The organism is Cupriavidus sp. FW305-46 (assembly GCF_058787075.1).
Genome location: NZ_JBYSZI010000009.1, coordinates 107,343 through 126,093, shown reverse-complemented (window position 1 = coordinate 126,093; position 18,751 = coordinate 107,343). Strand labels below are relative to the sequence as shown.

Sequence of the window (18,751 nt, the reverse complement as noted above, 5' to 3'; positions counted from 1 at the left end):
ATCCGAAGGAGTGCACATGACGCCGTCGCAGAATGCATGCCGCGCAGGCTGGCGGCGCTGGCTCAGCGCCGGCGCGCTGGCGCTGGCGGCCTTTGCCGGCACCGCCGCCGCACAGGCGCCGGCCTCGGCACCGCCGGCACCGGCCGCCGCGCAGGCCAATGCCGACACCAACAACCCGGCCACGCACCCGGTCCAGCCGCTGGCCGGCATCGCATCCGAGAATATCTTCAACATACCGCGCCGCGATATCGCCGCCGAGGCCCAGTCGCAGCAGCAGCGCACCGTCACGCAGCCCGGCAACAATGCGCCGGTCTGGCGCGAGGTCAATTCCGACCAGCGCCACTACAGCAGCCTGCCCGACAAGGAAGCGGGCGTGCTGATCCAGCGCACCGGGCAGCAATGGCGCCTGTTCCGCAACGGCGTCATCACCGTCTGGGGCGGCTGGCTGCTGCTGGTGGTGCCGCTTGCCATCCTGGGCTTCTTCCTCTGGCGCGGCACCATCCCGCTGCGCACGCCGCGCACCGGCCGCATGATCGAGCGCTTCACGCCGCTTGAGCGCATCGTCCACTGGACCATGGCGATCTCGTTCGTGGTGCTGGCGGTGTCGGGCATCGTGCTGCTGCTGGGCAAGCATTTCCTGCTGCCGCTGATGGGCCACATGCTGTTCGGCTGGCTGACCTACGTGCTGAAGAACCTGCACAACGTGATCGGCCCGATCTTCACGCTGTCGGTGATCGTGGCCTTCGTGGTGTTCGTGCGCGACAACCTGCCCAACCGCGACGATATGCGCTGGGTCACCAGCCTTGGCGGCCTGGCATCCGGCAAGCATGTGCCGAGCGGGCGCTTCAATGCCGGCGAGAAGATGTGGTTCTGGATCGGCGTGTTCGTGTTCGGGCTGGTGCTGTCGGCATCGGGCTGGGTGCTGGACATGATCGTGCCGGGCATGGACTACTACCGCGCGACCATGCAGATCGCCAACGTGATCCATGGGATCTCGGCCGTGCTGATGATCGCGATGGCGTGCGGCCATATCTACATGGGCACGGTCGGCATGGAAGGCGCCTACCGTGCCATGCGCGACGGCTGGGTGGACGAGGCCTGGGCCAGGGAGCACCACGAGCACTGGTACGACGACATCAAGTCCGGCAAGATCCCGGCCCAGCGATCGGCCAGCCCGGAAGCCGCCGCGGGGCGCAGCCCCCGGCATACCCCGGGCGAAGCCTGAGGCCGGCGCTAACCAGACCATGCGGAACCCACGATGACGAAGACACGCACCCTGACGCTGGTTGCCCTGTGCGCGGGCGCCACCCTTGCCACCGGCGCGCTGGCCAAGCTGCCGCCGCCGACCGAGGCCCAGCAGGCCAAGGCCGCCGAGACCAAGGCGCGCGCCGCCTGGGCCGACAAGGTCGCCGCCTACCAGTTGTGCCGCGCGCAGGACAAGACCGCGGCGCGTTACTTCGCCGAGCGCAAGGCCCACGGCCAGGAAGCCCGCGCGCCGTCGCAAGCCGCCGCGTGTGCCGATCCGGGCCCGTTTGTGGCGCCGACCGCCGCTGCGCCTGCCGCCCCGGCGCCAGCCGTGGCCAGCACCGCGGCCGACGCCAAACCAGCCGCGGCCGGCGCGGTACAATCCCCTGCAAAGGCGCCGTAACCACAGCCCCATGCACGCCGCGCGCGGCGCGGGGGCCCTCACCAGCAGCCCCGAGCCCCTCGTCATGACCCTGCGTCCCGAGCTTACCCAGGCAGCCGTTCCCCTGATCGAAGAGGTTGAAGTCGTCGACGAGCAGGGCCGCGTGCGCGCGGCCTACCTGCCGGGCGAGCGTCCGCTGACGGTCTACCTCGACAAGCGCGAGCTGGTCACGCTGATGACCCTGGGCGGCGCGCCCGAGCACCTGGTGCTGGGCTACCTGCGCAACCAGCGGCTGGTGGAATCGATCGAAGACATCGCCGCGGTGCAGGTCGACTGGGAAACCGAGTCGGCCGCCGTGACCACGCGCAATGGCGTGGACCGCATCGAGGAACGCACCGCGCGCCGCGTGGTGACCACCGGCTGCGGGCAAGGCACCGTGTTCGGCTCGCTGCTCGATGAGGTCGACAACATCCGCCTGCCGGTTGGCGCCACGCTGGACCAGGACACCCTGTACGGCATCATCGACACCATCCGGCTGCAGCAGTCGGTCTACAAGCAGGCTGGCTCGGTGCACGGCTGCGCGCTGTTCCAGGGCACCGAGCTGCTGATGTTCATCGAGGACGTGGGCCGCCACAACGCCGTGGACGCCATCGCCGGGCGCATGTGGCTGGAAGGCATGACGGGCGGCGACAAGATCTTCTACACCACCGGGCGCCTGACTTCCGAGATGGTGATCAAGGGCGCGCAGATGGGCATCCCGTTCCTGCTGTCGCGCTCGGGCGTGACGCAGATGGGCTACCAGATGGCCCGGCGCGTCAACCTGACGCTGTTTGCGCGCTGCACCGGCAAGCACTTCCTGCTCTACACCGGGCGCGAGCGCTTCCGCCACCGGCTGCCTGAAGACGCAGTGGCGTAAGCGTCACTTGGTTGTTTGCGTTTGCTTAAAGGGGTGGGCGCGATTGGTTGTACAATGCGGCGCACTCCGAGCCAGTGTGTTTACCCTCCCAACCTTATGAGCATCAAATCCGACAAGTGGATCCGCCGCATGGCGGAGCAGCACGGCATGATCGAGCCGTTCGCGCCAGGCCAGGTCCGGGAGCAGGACGGGCGCAAGATCGTTTCGTACGGCACCTCGAGCTACGGCTACGACATCCGCTGCGCCGACGAATTCAAGATCTTCACCAATATCAACAGCACCATCGTCGATCCGAAGAATTTCGACGAGAAGTCGTTCGTGGATTTCAAGGGCGATGTCTGCATCATCCCGCCCAATTCGTTCGCGCTGGCGCGCACGATGGAATACTTCCGGATCCCGCGCAGCGTGCTGACCATCTGCCTGGGCAAGAGCACCTACGCCCGCTGCGGCATCATCGTCAATGTGACGCCGTTCGAGCCGGAGTGGGAAGGCTATGTGACGCTGGAGTTTTCCAACACCACGCCACTGCCCGCCAAGATCTACGCCGGCGAGGGTTGCGCCCAGGTGCTGTTCTTCGAAAGCGACGAAGTCTGCGAGACCTCGTACCGCGACCGCGGCGGCAAGTACCAGGGCCAGCACGGTGTCACACTGCCGAAGACCTGAGCGCATTACAATGCCGGCGTTTGCCGGAAGGCTGGCCCCGAGAATGGCCGCCACACCTGACGTCAGAGCCACATGTCGCCGCAGCGGGGAACCTCCCGCCGGCCATGTGGCTCAAGTCCTTTATGTCCTGCTTTCCATCAAGGATGCCCGATGAAATTCCGTTTCCCCGTCATCATCATTGACGAAGACTTTCGCTCCGAGAACATCTCCGGCTCGGGCATCCGCGCGCTGGCCGAGGCGATCGAGAAAGAGGGCATGGAGGTCATGGGCCTGACCAGCTACGGCGACCTGACGTCGTTTGCGCAGCAGTCCAGCCGGGCATCGACCTTTATCGTCTCGATCGACGACGACGAGTTCACGCGCGACGGCGATGACCAGCTCGAGGCCGCCGCGATCGAAAAGCTGCGCGCCTTCGTTACCGAAGTGCGCCGCCGCAACTCGGACCTGCCGATCTTTCTGTACGGCGAGACCCGCACCTCGCGCCATATCCCCAACGATATCCTGCGCGAGCTGCACGGCTTCATCCACATGTTCGAGGACACGCCGGAATTCGTGGCACGCCACATCATCCGCGAAGCCAAGGTCTACCTCGACACGCTGGCGCCGCCGTTCTTCAAGGCGCTGATCGACTACGCGCAGGACAGCTCGTACTCGTGGCATTGCCCGGGGCACTCGGGCGGCGTGGCGTTCCTGAAGAGCCCGGTGGGCCAGGTGTTCCACCAGTTCTTCGGAGAGAACATGCTGCGCGCCGACGTCTGCAACGCGGTCGACGAACTGGGCCAGCTGCTGGACCACACGGGTCCGGTGGCCGCGTCGGAGCGCAATGCCGCGCGCATCTTCAACTCCGACCACATGTACTTCGTCACCAACGGCACCTCCACCTCGAACAAGATGGTGTGGCATGCCAATGTGGCGCCGGGCGACATCGTGGTGGTGGACCGCAACTGCCACAAGTCGATCCTGCACGCGATCATGATGACGGGCGCGATCCCGGTCTTCCTGATGCCCACGCGCAACCACTACGGCATCATCGGCCCGATCCCGAAGAGCGAGTTCGATCCGGAGACGATCAGGAAGAAGATCGCCAACCACCCGTTCGCCAGCAAGGCCAAGAACCAGAAGCCGCGCATCCTGACCATCACCCAGGGTACGTACGACGGCGTGCTGTACAACGCCGAGCAGATCAAGGAAATGCTGGCCGCCGAGATCGATACGCTGCACTTCGATGAAGCCTGGCTGCCGCATGCGGCCTTCCACGATTTCTATCGCAATATGCACGCGATCGGCAAGGACCGCCCGCGCAGCAAGGACGCGCTGGTGTTCGCCACGCAGTCGACGCACAAGCTGCTGGCCGGCCTGTCGCAGGCCTCGCAGATCCTGGTGCAGGATTCCGAGACGCGCAAGCTGGACCGCTACCGCTTCAACGAGGCGTACCTGATGCACACCTCGACCAGCCCGCAGTACTCGATCATCGCCTCGTGCGACGTGGCCGCGGCGATGATGGAAGCGCCGGGCGGCACCGCGCTGGTGGAAGAGAGCATCCAGGAGGCGATGGATTTCCGCCGCGCCATGCGCAAGGTCGAGGGCGACTACGACGACGGCAACAACGGCGACTGGTGGTTCAAGGTGTGGGGCCCGGACGCACTGATCGAAGACGGCATCGGCGACCGCGAAGAATGGATGCTCAAGGCCAATGAGCGCTGGCACGGCTTCGGCGACCTCGCTGACGGCTTCAACCTGCTCGACCCGATCAAGGCCACCATCATCACCCCGGGCCTGGACGTGGACGGCGAGTTCAGCGAACGCGGCATCCCGGCGGCCATCGTCACCAAGTACCTGGCCGAGCACGGCATCATCATCGAGAAGACCGGGCTGTACTCGTTCTTCATCATGTTCACCATCGGCATCACCAAGGGCCGCTGGAACTCGCTGGTGACCGAGCTGCAGCAGTTCAAGGACGACTACGACCAGAACCAGCCGCTGTGGCGCGTGCTGCCGGAATTCGTCGCCAAGCATCCGCAATACGAGCGCATGGGCCTGCGTGACCTGTGCGATGCGATCCACAGCGTGTACAAGGCCAACGACGTGGCCCGTGTGACGACGGAGATGTACCTGTCGGACATGGAGCCGGCGATGAAGCCGTCGGACGCCTGGGCCATGATGGCGCACCGCGAGATCGAGCGCGTGCCGGTCGACGACCTGGAGGGCCGCGTCACCGCCATCCTGCTGACGCCGTACCCGCCGGGCATTCCGCTGCTGATTCCGGGCGAGCGTTTCAACCGCACCATCGTGCAGTACCTGAAGTTCGCGCGCGAGTTCAACAAGCTGTTCCCTGGCTTCGAGACCGACATCCATGGCCTGGTCGAGGACGAGGTCGACGGCAAGACGGCGTACTTTGTCGACTGCGTGAAGCAGGGCGGCTGAACGCCAGTCCGCGTCCCGCTGACGTGAGCAGGGCCCCGCTATGCGGGGCCCTTTCTTTTGGGGTGAGGCTAGGTGAACGGATTCAGCAGCATCGCGCCCGTGCCGCGGAAGTCCTCAACATTGCGCGTGACAATGGTCAGGTCGTGGATCAGCGCGGTGGCGGCAATGAACTTGTCCAGCGCGTGCTCAGGCCGCGGTGCGCGCAGCTGGCCCCAGACCTGGGCGACGTCGGCATCGACCGGCAACACCAGCCGGCCAAAATCCTCCAGCACGGTTGCCAGCCATTGCTCCAGCACCTCGGCCTGCGCCGTATCGCCGCGGTGGCGGATCAGCGCTACGCCACGCTGGAGTTCGCCCACGGTCAGCGCCGACAGGTAGAGCGCGGCACCTTCCCGCGCCGCCTGCCGGAAGAACGCGCGCACGCCGGGGTTGGCGCGTTCGCGCTTGCGCGTTTCGCTGATGACGTTGGTATCAATCAAATACACGCGGCGCCTCGCCTGGATTCTGGATCCGCTCGAAGTCGGCGTCTTGCCCGACGTCCGGGATGCTGGCCAGCACCTCGGCCAGGCTGCGCCGGCGCGTGCCGCCCAGCGCCTGCGCCAGGATGGCGCGGTGCTCGGCCTCGGCGCTGCGGCCGTTGGCGACGGCCCGCTCGCGCAGGCGCTGGACCAGGGATTCATCGATGCCACGAACGAGTAGTGTTGCCATCTTGACCTCCTCACCATCGGATGGAGGAATGATAGCATTGTTATCATTGCGGCGGTCACGTATCGAGGGCAGGCCATACATTGTGGCGGTGCCGGGCCGGTCCAAGGCTTTGGTGATTTGCATGGTGATCTCCTGGATCAAGTCGCTGAACGCAGGAGCCAGTCTGGGCCGCGCCGGGGCGCCGGTCGATGAGCCGATTCGCAATCGCGCGCCCGTCTCGTTCCCGCAACGCTCCCTTTCACAATACCGCCGCACCGCGGATCAGCGCTGCGCCAGGACTTCCTCCAGCGTGACATGGCCCTGGAAGCCGCCTTGGCTTTGCGCCGGCGCCTGCCGCTCGACGGCGTGGGCGAAGCGTACCGCCGGATCGGCTTCCAGCTGGTTGTAGAGGCGCTGCAGGTTCGGATAGTCCTCGCGGTTCAGCACCGCGTGGTACTTGGTCCAGCGGGCGATGCCGATGAAATAGGCGTCGGCCACCGTGCGGTGCTCGCCAAGCAGCCACCGCCGGTCGCCCAGCATGGCTTCAAGCTCGGCATGCACGTTGCGGACTTCCGCCGCGCCATAGCGGGTCAGGGCCTCGAGTTCGGCCCCTTGCACGCCATGCTCCAGCGCGTACCAGAGCGGCGCGAAGGCGCTGAAAAAGCTGGTGTTGAGGTAGCCCAGCATCTGGTTGAGCCGGTCGAAATCCCGCGTGTCCTGCGCAAAGCCGAGCTTGCGGGCGATGCCGCGCGCGCCGATGTGGTTCATGATCGCCTGGCTTTCGCTGAGGAAGTTGCCTTGCGCGTCCATCAGCGTGGGCGTTTCACCAATCGGGTTGATGCGGCGGTAGGCGTCGCTGGTCACGATTTCCGGCATCTCGATGCGGCTCAGGCGATACGGTTCGCCCAGCCATTCAAGCGCGACGATCGAACCGAACGAGCAGCCAGAGGGGACGCCATAGAAGAGGGTGGTGGTAGGCATGGGAAGTTCTCCTGGTTTGGGTAGCGCCCGCCGATCGGGCATAGCGGAACTGTAGATGTGTGGACTTTGCGCGAGTAGTGGGCAAAAATCCGACCTATCGTCCACATGTGTAGACTTTGCGCCGTCATGCTGAACCTGAACGACCTGCGCTTCTTTGTCATGGCCGTGGCCAATGGCGGCTTTGCCGCCGCCGGGCGCGCGCTGGGCGTGCCCAAATCCACCGTCAGCAAGCGCGTGGCCGAACTGGAGCAGGCGCTGCAGGCGCGGCTGCTCTACCGGAGTTCACGCAGCTTTACGCTGACCGATGCCGGCCGGGATTTCTACGAGCATGCGCGCGCGGCACTGATCGAGGCCGAGGCGGCGCAGGAGGCTGTGCAGCGGCGCGTGGCCGAACCCAGCGGCACGGTGCGCATCACGGCGTCGGTGCCTACCGCGCAGCAGTATCTGGCCATGCACCTGCCCGCGCTGGCCCGTGCCTATCCGCGCCTGCACGTGCAACTGGAGGTGTCCGACCGGAGGGTCGACCTGGTGCAGGAGGGCTTTGACATTGCCGTACGCAGCCATTTCGCGCCGCTGCCGGACTCGGGCCTGGTGCAGCGCCAGCTTGCAGTGGACGAGATCGTGCTGGTGGCGTCGCCCACCTACCTGTCGGGCCGCGGCACGCCGCAAGCGCCCGCGCAGCTGTCCGACCATGATGGGCTGCTGACCGGGGCCGCCGCCGGCACCTGGCGCCTGCGCGGGCCGGCCGGCACGGGTGCGGAAGTCACGCCGGTGCCCCGCATGACCGTGAACGAATCCGCCGTGCTGCTCGGTGCCGCCGTGGCGGGGCTGGGTATCGTGCCGCTGCCGCAGGAACTTTGCCGCGCGGCGCTGGCGGCCGGCGAACTGGTGCGCGTGCTGCCGGACTGGACCGCGGGCAGCGTGACCACCACGCTGCTGATGCCGGCGCGGCGCGGGCAGTTGCCCGGCGTGCGCGCGACGGTGGATTTCCTGGTGCAATGCCTGGCGCCGGCCGGCGCCGGGGCGGACGCGCGCCCATGAAAAAGCCCCGCATTGCTGCGGGGCCCTGGGTCTGCCATCCGGGTCAGTTCTTCTTTTCGAACTCGAACTGCGGTGTCGCGGGCTCAGGCGCCGGTGCCGCGCCTGGCAGTTCCAGCGAACCCGGCGGGGCGGCCGGTCCTGGCGCCGACGCCGGTTTCTCCGGCTCTGCGCCAAGCGGGATACTGACCTCCGCCGCGTTGCTGTGCTTGAGCGAACCCTTGTCCAGCAGCCCTGTCACCATGCCCGGCCAGAACATCACCAGCAGCACCATCGCCATCTGCAGTCCGACCCAGGGCAGGGCACCCCAGTAGATGTCGGAGCTCTTCACTTCCTTCGGCGCGATGCCGCGCAGGTAGAACAGCGCGAAGCCGAACGGCGGGTGCATGAACGAGGTCTGCATGTTCACGCACAGCATCACGCCGAACCACACCAGCGCCGCCGTCGCCGCGGCTTCCGGGTTGCCGCCCATGGAGTCGGCCACCACCGGTGCCAGCACCTTGACCGCCACCGGCGCCAGCATCGGCACCACGATGAAGGCGATTTCGAAGAAGTCCAGGAAGAAGGCCAGGAAGAAGATAAACAGGTTCACCACGATCAGGAAGCCGATCCAGCCGCCTGGCAGCGAGGTGAACAGATGCTCCACCCAGGCGCCGCCGTCCACACCCTGGAACACCACCGAGAAGCAGGTGGAGCCGATCAGGATGAACACCACCATCGCGGTGATGCGCGCGGTCGACTGGTAGGCATCGACGATCAGCAGGCGCAGCTCGGTCATCTGGCCGGCGCGCAGCAGCAGCCAGAGGATGACCAGGTACACCACCGCCAGCGGGATGCGGAACACGTGCGAGCCGAAGGCGAAGAAGCCCACCGCCGCGGCCACCAGCGTGGCGGCGATGCCGACGCGGTAGATCTGGCGGTCGATCCGGGTAAAGGCCTTGTCGCGGATCACTGCCAGCACCAGCGCGCCGACCGCGCCCATGGCCCCGGATTCCGTCGGCGTGGCAATGCCCAGCATGATGGTGCCCAGCACCAGGAAGATCAGCACTGCGCAGGGGATAATGCCGCGCAGGCATTTGCGCCACAGCGGCCAGCCGCGCAGCGTGCGCGCTTCGGCGGGAACCGGCGGCAGCCAGTCGGGCTTGAAGCGCGTCAGGAAGAAGGTGTAGAGCGCAAACAGCGCGATCTGGATCACCGACGGGCCCCAGGCGCCCAGGTACATGCTGCCGACGTCGGCGCTGCCCATCGGGGTCTTGAGCTGGTCTGCCAGCACCACCAGCACCAGCGACGGCGGCACCAGCTGCGTGATGGTGCCCGATGCGGCCAGCACGCCGGTGGCGTACTTCATGTTGTAGCGGTAGCGCATCATCACCGGCAGCGAGATCATCGCCATGGCGATCACCTGTGCGGCCACCGTGCCGGTGATCGCACCCAGGATAAAGCCGACCAGGATCACCGAGTAGCCGAGGCCGCCGCGCACCGGGCCGAACAGCTGGCCCATGGAGTCCAGCATGTCCTCGGCCAGCCCGCATTTCTCCAGGATGGCGCCCATGAAAGTGAAGAACGGGATCGCCAGCAGCAGCTCGTTGGCCAGCACGCTGCCGAACACGCGGCTCGGCACGGCCTGCAGGAAGCTGGCCGGGAAGTAACCCCATTCGATTGCCAGGAAGCCGAAGGCCAGGCCCACCGCCGACAGCGAGAACGCGACCGGGAAGCCGATCAGCATGAACAGCACCAGGCCGCCGAACATCATCGGCGGCATATATTCCAACGGAATCATTGAACCGGCCTCTCGTACTTGGATTCGATGCGCACCAGGCCCTTGAGGGCGGCGAAGCGCTTGATCAGTTCGGACACGCCCTGCAGCGTCAGCAGGGCAAAGCCGATGGGCACCACCAGCTTGATCGGGTAACGCGGCAGGCCGCCGGAATTGCCCGATTGCTCGAGGATGCGCCACGAGGGCAGAAACAGCGATTCCCACGACAGCCAAGTGAACAGCACGCACGAGGGCAGCAGGAATACGACGATGCCGAAGATGTCGATCCAGTGCTGCGCGCGTTCCGACACGTTGCCGTAGAACAGGTCTACGCGCACGTGCTCATTGCGCTGGAAGGTGTAGGAGGCGCCGAACATCACGGCAATGGCAAACATGTACCACTGCAGTTCGAGTGGCCAGTTGTCGCTCAAGTTGAAGCCATAGCGCAGAAGGGCGTTGCCTGCGCTGATCAGGCACGACAGCAGGATCATGATGTTTGCAAGCCTGCCAGTGTGCTGATTCAACCTGTCGATCTGTCGTGACAGACCAAGCAAGTAATACATGGGTTGTCTCCCCGGTTTTTGCGGCGCCTAGTTTATCTGTAACAAAATTCGCAGGCGCTAGGGGCTACTACCTACGGGGGCGACGAGATTGCGCCAGAATGGGGAATGCCAACAAAAAAAGCCACCGGGCTCGCGCCGCGGTGGCTTCTTCTTGCGCAAAACTTACGCGAAACTTACAGAGGGTCCCGCTGTTACAGCGCCGCGCGCGCGGCCGCGATGGCGGCGCGCACTTGCGCCGGCGCCGTGCCGCCGATATGGTCGCGCGCGGCGACCGAGCCTTCCAGCGTCAGCACCGCGTGCACGTCGTCGCCGATCAGCGCGGCCTTGTCGCCCAGGCCCGAGACCTCGCGCAGCTCGGCCACGCTCAGGTCGGCCAGGTCGCACTGGCGGCTGTCGCAGGCGCGCACCGCGTGGGCCACGGCTTCGTGGGCGTCGCGGAAGGGCAGGCCCTTCTTGACCAGGTAGTCGGCCAGGTCGGTGGCGGTGGCGTAGCCCTGCAGCGCGGCGGCGCGCATCGCTTCGGGCTTGACGGTGATGCCCGGCACCATGTCGGCAAAGATGCGCAATGTGTCCACGACGGTATCGACCGTATCGAACAGCGGCTCCTTGTCTTCCTGGTTGTCCTTGTTGTACGCCAGCGGCTGGCCCTTCATCAGCGTCAGCAGGCCGATCAGGTGGCCGTTGACGCGGCCGGTCTTGCCGCGCGCCAGTTCGGGCACGTCGGGGTTCTTCTTCTGCGGCATGATCGAGCTGCCGGTGCAGAAGCGGTCGGCGATGTCGATAAAGCCCACACGCGGGCTCATCCACAGCACCAGCTCTTCCGAGAAGCGCGACACGTGCGTCATCACCAGCGCGGCGGCGGCGCAGAATTCGATGGCGAAGTCGCGGTCCGACACGGCGTCCAGCGAGTTGCGGCACACGCCGTCGAAGCCAAGCTGCTGCGCCACGAACTCGCGGTCGATCGGGTAGCTGGTGCCGGCCAGCGCAGCGGAGCCCAGCGGCAGGCGGTTGACGCGCTTGCGGCAGTCGGCCATGCGCTCGGCATCGCGCGTGAACATCTCGTTGTAGGCCAGCAGGTGGTGGCCGAAGGTCACCGGCTGCGCCACCTGCAGGTGGGTGAAGCCGGGCAGGATGGTGTCGGCGTTCTGTTCGGCCAGGTCCAGCAGCGCGGCGCGCAGCGCGCCAAGCAGCACCATGATGTTGTCGATCTCGCTGCGCAGCCACAGGCGGATGTCGGTGGCGACCTGGTCATTGCGCGAGCGGCCGGTGTGCAGGCGCTTGCCGGCATCGCCCACCAGCGCGGTCAGGCGCGCCTCGATGTTCAGGTGGACGTCTTCCAGGTCCAGCTTCCACTCGAAGCCGCCGGCCTCGATCTCGGCGCTGATCTGCGCCATGCCGCGCTCGATCTCGGCGCGGTCGGCCTCGGCGATGATGCCCTGCTTTGCCAGCATGGCCGCGTGGGCCAGCGAGCCCTGGATGTCGAACAGGGCCAGGCGCTTGTCGAAGAACACCGAGGCGGTGTAGCGCTTCACCAGGTCGGACATCGGTTCGGAGAAGCGGGCGGACCAGGCTTCGCCTTTCTTGGCAAGTTGGGAGGTGGACATGGACGTCGGCTGCAGTGGCTCGCGCGGGCAGGCGCCGGCGTGCGGACGGCGGCGGGCGCGAGAAATTGGGAAACGGCGATTATATCGCCCGCCGGCCCGCTGGCGGCGTCGGCCGGCGAGGCAGCGCCGTTCATCAGAGCCGGCTGTGGATCACAGGCCCCTTGAACACCACCGGGCCGCTTGGCCCATCGGCATTGGGCGAGCCGCCCGGCGGCTCGATGCTGACCGCCAGCGCGGGCACCGCCGCGGGCAGTTGCGCCAGCGCCAGCCGGGCTTCGGGTGTCCGGCCGATCACGCCGAGCGACTGCGGCTTGCCGCTTGCAGGCAGCGCCCACAATTGCAATACCTGCTCGTCGCTCAGCGCCAGGTGATCCAGGCGGCGCACGATCAGGCTGCGTGCGCCGGCATCCCACGACACCAGCATCGCAGGCTGGGCACGGTCGTCGTTCAGCACGGCGATGACCTCGGCCGGCGCCGCCTGATCCTGCCGGGCCAGCTGGATGCCGACGGCCAGCACCGCCACCATGGCCATTGCCGCCGCGGCGCCACGCCAGAACACCGGGGCCGACCACAGGCGCTGCCACCAGCCGTCCGCGGGGCGGGTGTCAGGGGCCGGGCGGTCCGGCTGACCGGCCTGATCTGCCACCTTCCAGCCGAGGCGATCCTCGATCCCGCACCAGACCTTGTCGACCGGCTCGGCGGCCGCCTGCAACTCGGCCACGCCCGCCAGCCGCGCCTGCCAGCGGTGGATCGCGGCGCGCACCGCGGGCTCTTCGCGCGCGAGTTGTTCCAGGCGGCGCCGTGCGCCGCCGCGCAGCACTCCCAGCGCGTACTGCGCGGCGATGCGGTCGAGCAGGTCGGGATGGCTGGCCAGCTTCATGCCGCGCCCTCCATGCAGCTGCGCAGCCGCTCCAGGCCGCGCCGGATCCAGGACTTGACCGTTCCCAGCGGCGCGCGCAGGCGGGCGGCCAGCTCGGCGTGGCTCAGGTCCTGCAGGTAGGCCAGCATGATGGCCTGGCGCTGCGGCTGCTCCAGGCGCTGCAGGCAGCGGTTGAGCGCGCGTGCCTGCTGGCTGGCATCGGCCAGTTCCGCGGGCCCGGCAGTGTCGTCGGCCAGCCATTCGCCCAGGTCTTCGTCAAGCTCGACCGTCTGCCCGACGCGTGCCGCGCTCGCCCGGCGCAGGCAGTCCAGCGCGCGGTTGCGCACGATCGCGGTCATCCAGGTCATCGGCGCGGCCAGGTGCGGCCGGTAGTCGCCGGCGTGGTGCCAGATGCTGACAAAGCTTTCCTGCACGACATCCTCCGCCCAATCGCGCCTGCCAGTGATACGCAGCGCAAGGCCAAACAGTTTCGTCGCGGTGAGGTCATAGAGGCCGCGCAGCGCCTGCCGCTCGCCGATGGCCACGGCCTGGAGCAGGGCCGCAAGCCGCTCGGCGCCGGGCGGCGCGGCGTAGGTTTCGGCGGAAGGGGACACCGGAGAGGGGGGCACCGGGGCGTCTCGCGAAAGGGTGTTGCCGGATTATAGGCACGACCTTGCATCCGATTGGCCCCGGCGTGCGTATCAGATGGCAGGCGCACGATGGCGGCCCCAGGCTGCGGGCCGCGGCGCCGTTGATCCCACACAGGAGAACACCATGGAACGCATGCGCACGACTGCCGCCACGGCAGATCCGGCCGATTCCCGTGACCGCATTGTGACCGCGCCCGATGCGCGCCGCCGCGGGCTGCTCAAGGCGCCGGGCCTGTTCGCACTGGGCTCGCTCGCCGTCATCAGCCTAGGCGAGTCCATGCCGGCCTGGGCGCAGACCCAGTCGGGCAGCACCAGGGACGACATCAATATCCTGAACACCGCGCTGGGACTGGAATACCAGGCGATCGCCGCCTACCAGGTCGGCGCGGAAAGCGGCCTGCTGCAAAAGCCGGTGCTCGCCACCGCGGTCAAGTTCCAGGACCACCACAAGGCGCACGCGCAGGTGCTGGCCGGGACGGTGTCGAAGCTGGGCGGCACCCCGGTGGTGGCGAAGAAGGCGTCGGAATACACCTTCCCGACTGACAAGCTGAAGACCCAGGCCGATGTGCTGCGCTTTGCCGCGGGGCTGGAGAGGGGCGCCACCGCCGCCTACCTGGGCGTGCTGCCGAACTTCCACAACCGCGAACTGACTCGCGCCGCCGGCAGCATCCTCGGGGACGAGGCGATGCACTGGGCGGTGCTGCTGCACGCGCTGGGTGAAGATCCGGTGCCGGGGGCGTTTGTGGGGTGAGGGGTCAGACTGGCGCCATTTGAAAGAGCTGCCGCCCGATGTGGAAGCGCCCCTCTCCCGCACGCGGGAGAGGGGCGCAGACCGGCAGCATTCTGACGCCAATCAGCCCGTATTGCGCAGGCCCGCCGCGACCCCGTTGATGGTCAGGTGGATGCCGCGCCGCACCCGGATGTCATCGCCATCCTTGCCTGAGCGGAAGCGCTTGAGCAGCTCGACCTGCAAGTGGTTCAGCGGATCGAGATACGCAAAGCGGTTCTTGATCGAGCGCGCCAGCAGCGGGTTGTCCGCCAGGCGTTCCTGGTGGCCGGTGACCAGCGTCAGCATCTCGCAGGTCAGATGCCATTCCTTGCTGATGCGGTTGAACACGGTGCGGCGCAGGGCCGCGTCGTCGCACAACTGGGCGTAGCGCGAGGCCACGGCCAGGTCGGTCTTGGCCAGCACCATGTCCATGTTGGACAGCAGCGTCGAGAAGAACGGCCAGGTCTTGACCATGCGGCGCAGCGTGGTCACGGCCAGCTTGCGCGCCTTGTCGTCCGGCGCGGTGTCCAGCAGCGACTTGACCGCGCTGCCGAAGCCGTACCAGCCCGGCAGCAGCAGCCGGCACTGGCCCCACGAGAAGCCCCACGGAATCGCCCGCAGGTCTTCGATGCGGCGGTTCTTCTTGTCCATGAGCTTGCGCGAGGCCGGGCGCGAACCCAGGTTCAGGTCGGCGATCTCGGTGATCGGCGTGGTGGCGAAGAAGTAGTCCTTGAAGCCCGGGGTCTCGTAGACCAGGTCGCGGTAGGCGGTGAAGGCCCGGTCCGACAGCTGCTGCATCACGGCCTCGAACATGTCGAGGTCCCTGGGTGCGTTCTGCTGCGGCAGCAGCGAGGCTTCCAGCGTGGCGGCGACCACGGTTTCCAGGTTACGCCGGCCGATCTCGGCGTTGGCGAACTTGCTGTTGATGATCTCGCCCTGCTCGGTCAGACGGATCTGGCCGTTCACCGTGCCCGGCGGCTGCGACAGGATGGCCTGGTAGGTCGGGCCGCCGCCGCGGCCGACGGTGCCGCCGCGGCCGTGGAACAGACGCAGCTTGACCTGGCGCTGCTCGAACAGCTGCACCAGCTCCAGCTCGGCCTTGTACAGCTCCCAGGTTGAAGTCAGGAAGCCGCCGTCCTTGTTCGAGTCCGAGTAGCCCAGCATCACTTCCTGCTCGACGCCATGGTGCGCGATCACCGAATCGAAGCCCGGCAGGTCCAGCAGCGACTGCATGATGCCGGCGGCGTTGCGCAAGTCCTCGATGGTCTCGAACAGCGGGATCACCATCAGTTCCATGCGCGCCGGGTCGGTCTTGCTGCCCAGCGTGCCCTGCAGCATGCCGGATTCCTTCTGCAGCAGCATCACTTCGACCAGGTCCGACAGCGTCTCGGTGTGCGAGATGATGTAGTTGCGCGCAATGCGCTTGCCATAGCGCGCGCGCAGCGCGCGCGCGGCGGCGAAGATCGCCAGTTCCTTGCGGGTCTGCTCGGAATACTCGTGCCACGGCAGCGTCAGCAGGCGCGGCTGGCGCAGTTCGGCCAGCAGCAGTTCCAGCTTGCGCGCCTCGGGCAGGGCGGCGTAGTCGGGGGCGATGCCGGCGGCGGCGAACAGCTCGGCGATGACCGCCTCGTGCACGTCCGAGACCTGGCGCATGTCGACCGATGCCAGGTGGAAGCCGAACACGCCGATGGCGCGCGCCAGCGCGTCGATACGGCCGTTGGCCAGCGCCTGGCCATGGTTGGCGCGCAGCGAGTCGACCACCACCTGCACGTCGGCGGCAAAGGCCTCGGCGCTGTCATAGGGCTCGGCCGGCGCCACCGGGCGGCGCGGCACGGCGTGGCCGGTCAGCGCCTTGCTGGTTGCGGCCAGGCGCGCGTAGATGCCGATCAGCGCGCGGCGGTAGGGTTCGTCGGCGCGATGCTCGGAGTGGTCGGGCGAGCGCTCGGCCAGCGCCAGCAGTTCCGGGCTGGCGTCGACCATCAGCGTCGACATCGACAGCTCCGCGCCCAGCGCATGGACCTCATCCAGGTACCAGTCGATGATCATCTGCCCCTGCTGGCTGGCGGCGTGCTCCAGCGTCTCGGCGGTGACGTTGGGGTTGCCGTCGCGGTCGCCGCCGATCCAGGAGCCCATCTGCAGGAACGGCGCCAGCGGCGCCGGCTGCGCGCCCGGGGTGCCCTTGCGCTTGCGCGTGGTCGGGAACACCGCGGCGATGTCTTCTTCCAGCTCGCTCATCAGCTGCGGGATGCCGCGCAGGAAGCAGGTGCGGTAGTAGGACAGGGCGTTTTCGATCTCGTCGGCCACCGTCAGGCGCGAATCGCGCAGCATGCGGGTCTGCCACAGCGTGGTGACCTTGGCGCGCAGCTGCGCGGTGTTGTGGTCGCGCTCGCGCGCGGTCATCGGCAGGTCGCGCTCGGCCAGCAGGCGGGCGATCTCGCGTTCGGCGTCGAGAATGCTCTTGCGCTGGACTTCGGTCGGGTGCGCGGTCAGCACCGGCACGATCAGAGCCTCGTCCAGGAACTTGCGCAGCTGCTTGCCGGTCACGCCGGCGGCGTCGATCGCCTCCAGCGCGTGGGCCAGGCTGCCCGCCTGCGGCGGCGAGCCGGCCAGCGCGTGCACGCGCCGGCGGCGGTTGTGGTGCTGGTCCTCGGCGATATTGGCCAGGTGCGAGAAATAGCTGAAGGCGCGCACGACCTGGTTGGTCTGGTCGCGCGACAGGCGCTTGAGCAGGCGGTCCAGCTCCGCGCCGGCGGCGCGGTCGTTCTCGCGGCGGAAACGCACCGCGGTCTGGCGGATGGTCTCGACCACCTCGAAGGCGGCGTCGCCTTCCTGTTCGCGCAGGCATTCGCCCAGCAGGCGGCCCAGGAAGCGGATGTCCTCGCGCAGCGGCACGTCCTTGTCGGCGGTGCGGCGGGCGGTGGGGGCGATGGTGGTTCCGTTGCTCGACACGATGGAAAGCTTGGGCTTGGGGGAACGTTTGGTCCCGCTGCGGCTGGCGGGGCGTTTCGGTTCGGCGGCGGATGCGCCGTTTGCGTCACCCTGGCCGGCGCCGAGGGCAGGGCTTTGGTCTTTCGCAGCCGGGGCGGTCCGCCGGCCGTTGGGGCGCGCAGCATGCTGCGTCATGCAATCTCCTCGTTCTGCTTCTAGCTTATCTATTGATGCGGAGGGACTATTGGGTCGCGTGCTACCATTGACGCATGTCGTCTGCCACCCTGTCTTCCTCTACCGCTGTCGTGTCTCGCAATCTTCCGCAAAAGCTCGTCATTGCCTCCCGAGAGAGCCGTCTGGCCCTGTGGCAGGCAGAACATGTGCGTGCTGCGTTGCAACAATACTATCCCGCGTGCGACGTGTCCATTCTTGGCATGACCACGCGCGGAGACCAGATTCTAGACCGTACGCTGTCCAAAGTCGGCGGCAAGGGTCTGTTTGTCAAAGAACTGGAGTTCGCGATGGACGAAGGCCGGGCGGACCTGGCGGTGCATTCGCTCAAGGATGTGCCGATGGAGTTGCCCGAAGGCTTCGCCCTGACCGCGGTGATGGAACGCGAGGATCCGCGCGACGCGCTGGTGTCTTCCGCCTATGCCTCGCTGGACGAGATGCCGGCCGGCACCGTGGTCGGCACCTCCAGCCTGCGCCGTGAGGCCGCGCTGCGCAGCCGCTATCCGCAACTGGTGATCAAGCCGCTGCGCGGCAACCTGGACACGCGGCTGGGCAAGCTGGATCGCGGCGAATACGGCGCCATCATCCTGGCCGCCGCCGGCCTCAAGCGCCTGGGCCTGGGCGAGCGCATCCGCGCGCTGATCCCGATCGAGGTGTCGCTGCCGGCCGCAGGCCAGGGCGCCCTCGGCATCGAGATCCTGGCCAACCGGCCTGAACTTGCGCAATGGCTGGCGCCCCTGAACCACCAGCCGACGGCGCTGGCCGTGAGCGCCGAGCGCGCCGTGTCGCGCATGCTGGGCGGCTCGTGCCAGGTGCCGCTGGCCGCCCATGCGCGCTGGGAAGGCGATCAGCTGAAGCTGGACGCCTTTGTCGCCTTGCCCGATGGCACGCGCGCCATCCGCGCTGCCGCGTCCGGGCCGGCAGTTGACCTGGCTGCTGCCGAAGCGCTTGGCCAGGCCTGCGCGCGCGACCTGCTGGCGCAGGGTGCCGAAGCCATCCTCGCGGCACTGGCCGATTCTGGCGATCCCGCCGGCTCCCAAGCTCCTGCCTGAGGC

The 18,751-nt window shown here is 67.4% G+C and carries 17 protein-coding genes; 8 read left to right on the top strand and 9 right to left on the bottom strand.

Annotated elements, in window-relative coordinates; translation table 11 throughout:
• The first annotated feature begins 16 nt into the window (after positions 1-16).
• From AC3WON_RS06845 to AC3WON_RS06825, 5 genes are all read left to right on the top strand, one after another.
• Positions 17-1,225 carry a formate dehydrogenase subunit gamma gene (locus AC3WON_RS06845; protein ID WP_492351462.1) on the top strand — a complete coding sequence of 403 codons (1,209 nt, stop codon included), beginning with the start codon at positions 17-19 and terminating at the stop codon, positions 1,223-1,225.
• A gap of 33 nt (positions 1,226-1,258) precedes the next feature.
• A complete protein-coding gene (locus AC3WON_RS06840; RefSeq protein ID WP_492351461.1) occupies positions 1,259-1,648 on the top strand; it encodes a hypothetical protein in 390 nt (129 codons plus the stop codon).
• A gap of 64 nt (positions 1,649-1,712) precedes the next feature.
• Complete coding sequence (locus tag AC3WON_RS06835; RefSeq protein WP_492351460.1) at positions 1,713-2,543, top strand: formate dehydrogenase accessory sulfurtransferase FdhD; 831 nt, start codon at positions 1,713-1,715, stop codon at positions 2,541-2,543.
• Positions 2,544-2,639: 96 nt separating this feature from the next.
• Complete coding sequence (gene dcd / locus AC3WON_RS06830; protein ID WP_010813843.1) at positions 2,640-3,206, top strand: dCTP deaminase; 567 nt, start codon at positions 2,640-2,642, stop codon at positions 3,204-3,206.
• A gap of 150 nt (positions 3,207-3,356) precedes the next feature.
• Positions 3,357-5,630, top strand: a complete 2,274-nt coding sequence (locus tag AC3WON_RS06825) for an arginine/lysine/ornithine decarboxylase (RefSeq protein ID WP_010813842.1) — start codon at positions 3,357-3,359, stop codon at positions 5,628-5,630.
• 68 nt (positions 5,631-5,698) lie between these two features.
• Here the strand turns inward: AC3WON_RS06825 and AC3WON_RS06820 are convergent, their stop codons facing one another.
• The 3 genes from AC3WON_RS06820 to AC3WON_RS06810 form a co-directional block, all read right to left on the bottom strand.
• Positions 5,699-6,115, bottom strand: a complete 417-nt coding sequence (locus AC3WON_RS06820) for a type II toxin-antitoxin system VapC family toxin (RefSeq protein ID WP_037023550.1) — start codon at positions 6,113-6,115, stop codon at positions 5,699-5,701.
• Positions 6,102-6,338, bottom strand: coding sequence for a FitA-like ribbon-helix-helix domain-containing protein (locus AC3WON_RS06815; protein WP_010813840.1), 237 nt, complete (start codon positions 6,336-6,338; stop codon positions 6,102-6,104). Before AC3WON_RS06815 ends, AC3WON_RS06820 begins: the two co-directional genes overlap by 14 nt.
• 261 nt (positions 6,339-6,599) lie before the next feature.
• On the bottom strand, positions 6,600-7,298 hold the full coding sequence (locus tag AC3WON_RS06810) for a glutathione S-transferase family protein (RefSeq protein WP_492318878.1): 699 nt from the start codon (positions 7,296-7,298) through the stop codon (positions 6,600-6,602).
• A gap of 126 nt (positions 7,299-7,424) precedes the next feature.
• On the opposite strand from AC3WON_RS06810, the gene AC3WON_RS06805 reads away from it, so the two are divergent.
• Complete coding sequence (locus AC3WON_RS06805; protein WP_492318877.1) at positions 7,425-8,339, top strand: LysR substrate-binding domain-containing protein; 915 nt, start codon at positions 7,425-7,427, stop codon at positions 8,337-8,339.
• 43 nt (positions 8,340-8,382) lie between these two features.
• Here the strand turns inward: AC3WON_RS06805 and AC3WON_RS06800 are convergent, their stop codons facing one another.
• The 5 genes from AC3WON_RS06800 to AC3WON_RS06780 all read right to left on the bottom strand — a co-directional run bounded on the left by AC3WON_RS06800 (position 8,383) and on the right by AC3WON_RS06780 (position 13,732).
• Positions 8,383-10,116 carry a TRAP transporter large permease gene (locus AC3WON_RS06800; protein WP_492318876.1) on the bottom strand — a complete coding sequence of 578 codons (1,734 nt, stop codon included), beginning with the start codon at positions 10,114-10,116 and terminating at the stop codon, positions 8,383-8,385.
• Positions 10,113-10,655, bottom strand: coding sequence for a TRAP transporter small permease subunit (locus AC3WON_RS06795; protein WP_492351459.1), 543 nt, complete (start codon positions 10,653-10,655; stop codon positions 10,113-10,115). The genes AC3WON_RS06800 and AC3WON_RS06795 overlap by 4 nt, the downstream gene beginning before the upstream one ends.
• A 191-nt stretch (positions 10,656-10,846) precedes the next feature.
• Positions 10,847-12,259, bottom strand: a complete 1,413-nt coding sequence (argH, locus tag AC3WON_RS06790; RefSeq protein ID WP_492351458.1) for an argininosuccinate lyase — start codon at positions 12,257-12,259, stop codon at positions 10,847-10,849.
• A gap of 133 nt (positions 12,260-12,392) precedes the next feature.
• Positions 12,393-13,139: an anti-sigma factor gene (locus AC3WON_RS06785; RefSeq protein ID WP_492351457.1), complete on the bottom strand. Its 747-nt coding sequence runs from the start codon at positions 13,137-13,139 to the stop codon at positions 12,393-12,395.
• Complete coding sequence (locus AC3WON_RS06780) at positions 13,136-13,732, bottom strand: sigma-70 family RNA polymerase sigma factor (RefSeq protein ID WP_010813835.1); 597 nt, start codon at positions 13,730-13,732, stop codon at positions 13,136-13,138. The genes AC3WON_RS06785 and AC3WON_RS06780 overlap by 4 nt, the downstream gene beginning before the upstream one ends.
• 160 nt (positions 13,733-13,892) lie before the next feature.
• On the opposite strand from AC3WON_RS06780, the gene AC3WON_RS06775 reads away from it, so the two are divergent.
• Positions 13,893-14,519 carry a ferritin-like domain-containing protein gene (locus tag AC3WON_RS06775; RefSeq protein ID WP_492351456.1) on the top strand — a complete coding sequence of 209 codons (627 nt, stop codon included), beginning with the start codon at positions 13,893-13,895 and terminating at the stop codon, positions 14,517-14,519.
• 102 nt (positions 14,520-14,621) lie between these two features.
• Here AC3WON_RS06775 and ppc read toward each other — a convergent pair whose 3' ends face one another.
• On the bottom strand, positions 14,622-17,660 hold the full coding sequence (gene ppc, locus AC3WON_RS06770) for a phosphoenolpyruvate carboxylase (protein WP_492351455.1): 3,039 nt from the start codon (positions 17,658-17,660) through the stop codon (positions 14,622-14,624).
• Between the two features lie 74 nt (positions 17,661-17,734).
• On the opposite strand from ppc, the gene hemC reads away from it, so the two are divergent.
• The gene (hemC, locus tag AC3WON_RS06765; protein ID WP_058696729.1) at positions 17,735-18,748 is read left to right on the top strand and encodes a hydroxymethylbilane synthase; all 1,014 of its coding nucleotides are present in this window, start codon (positions 17,735-17,737) and stop codon (positions 18,746-18,748) included.
• Positions 18,749-18,751 lie beyond the last annotated feature (3 nt).

Coding starts and splice junctions, on each gene's coding strand:
- AC3WON_RS06845 (WP_492351462.1), top strand. CDS start 17: ATGACGCCGTCGCAGAATGCATGCCGCGCAGGCTGGCGGCGCTGGCTC.
- AC3WON_RS06840 (WP_492351461.1), top strand. CDS start 1,259: ATGACGAAGACACGCACCCTGACGCTGGTTGCCCTGTGCGCGGGCGCC.
- AC3WON_RS06835 (WP_492351460.1), top strand. CDS start 1,713: ATGACCCTGCGTCCCGAGCTTACCCAGGCAGCCGTTCCCCTGATCGAA.
- dcd (WP_010813843.1), top strand. CDS start 2,640: ATGAGCATCAAATCCGACAAGTGGATCCGCCGCATGGCGGAGCAGCAC.
- AC3WON_RS06825 (WP_010813842.1), top strand. CDS start 3,357: ATGAAATTCCGTTTCCCCGTCATCATCATTGACGAAGACTTTCGCTCC.
- AC3WON_RS06815 (WP_010813840.1), bottom strand. CDS start 6,338: ATGGCAACACTACTCGTTCGTGGCATCGATGAATCCCTGGTCCAGCGC.
- AC3WON_RS06810 (WP_492318878.1), bottom strand. CDS start 7,298: ATGCCTACCACCACCCTCTTCTATGGCGTCCCCTCTGGCTGCTCGTTC.
- AC3WON_RS06805 (WP_492318877.1), top strand. CDS start 7,425: ATGCTGAACCTGAACGACCTGCGCTTCTTTGTCATGGCCGTGGCCAAT.
- AC3WON_RS06800 (WP_492318876.1), bottom strand. CDS start 10,116: ATGATTCCGTTGGAATATATGCCGCCGATGATGTTCGGCGGCCTGGTG.
- AC3WON_RS06795 (WP_492351459.1), bottom strand. CDS start 10,655: ATGTATTACTTGCTTGGTCTGTCACGACAGATCGACAGGTTGAATCAG.
- argH (WP_492351458.1), bottom strand. CDS start 12,259: ATGTCCACCTCCCAACTTGCCAAGAAAGGCGAAGCCTGGTCCGCCCGC.
- AC3WON_RS06785 (WP_492351457.1), bottom strand. CDS start 13,139: ATGAAGCTGGCCAGCCATCCCGACCTGCTCGACCGCATCGCCGCGCAG.
- AC3WON_RS06775 (WP_492351456.1), top strand. CDS start 13,893: ATGGAACGCATGCGCACGACTGCCGCCACGGCAGATCCGGCCGATTCC.
- ppc (WP_492351455.1), bottom strand. CDS start 17,660: ATGACGCAGCATGCTGCGCGCCCCAACGGCCGGCGGACCGCCCCGGCT.
- hemC (WP_058696729.1), top strand. CDS start 17,735: ATGTCGTCTGCCACCCTGTCTTCCTCTACCGCTGTCGTGTCTCGCAAT.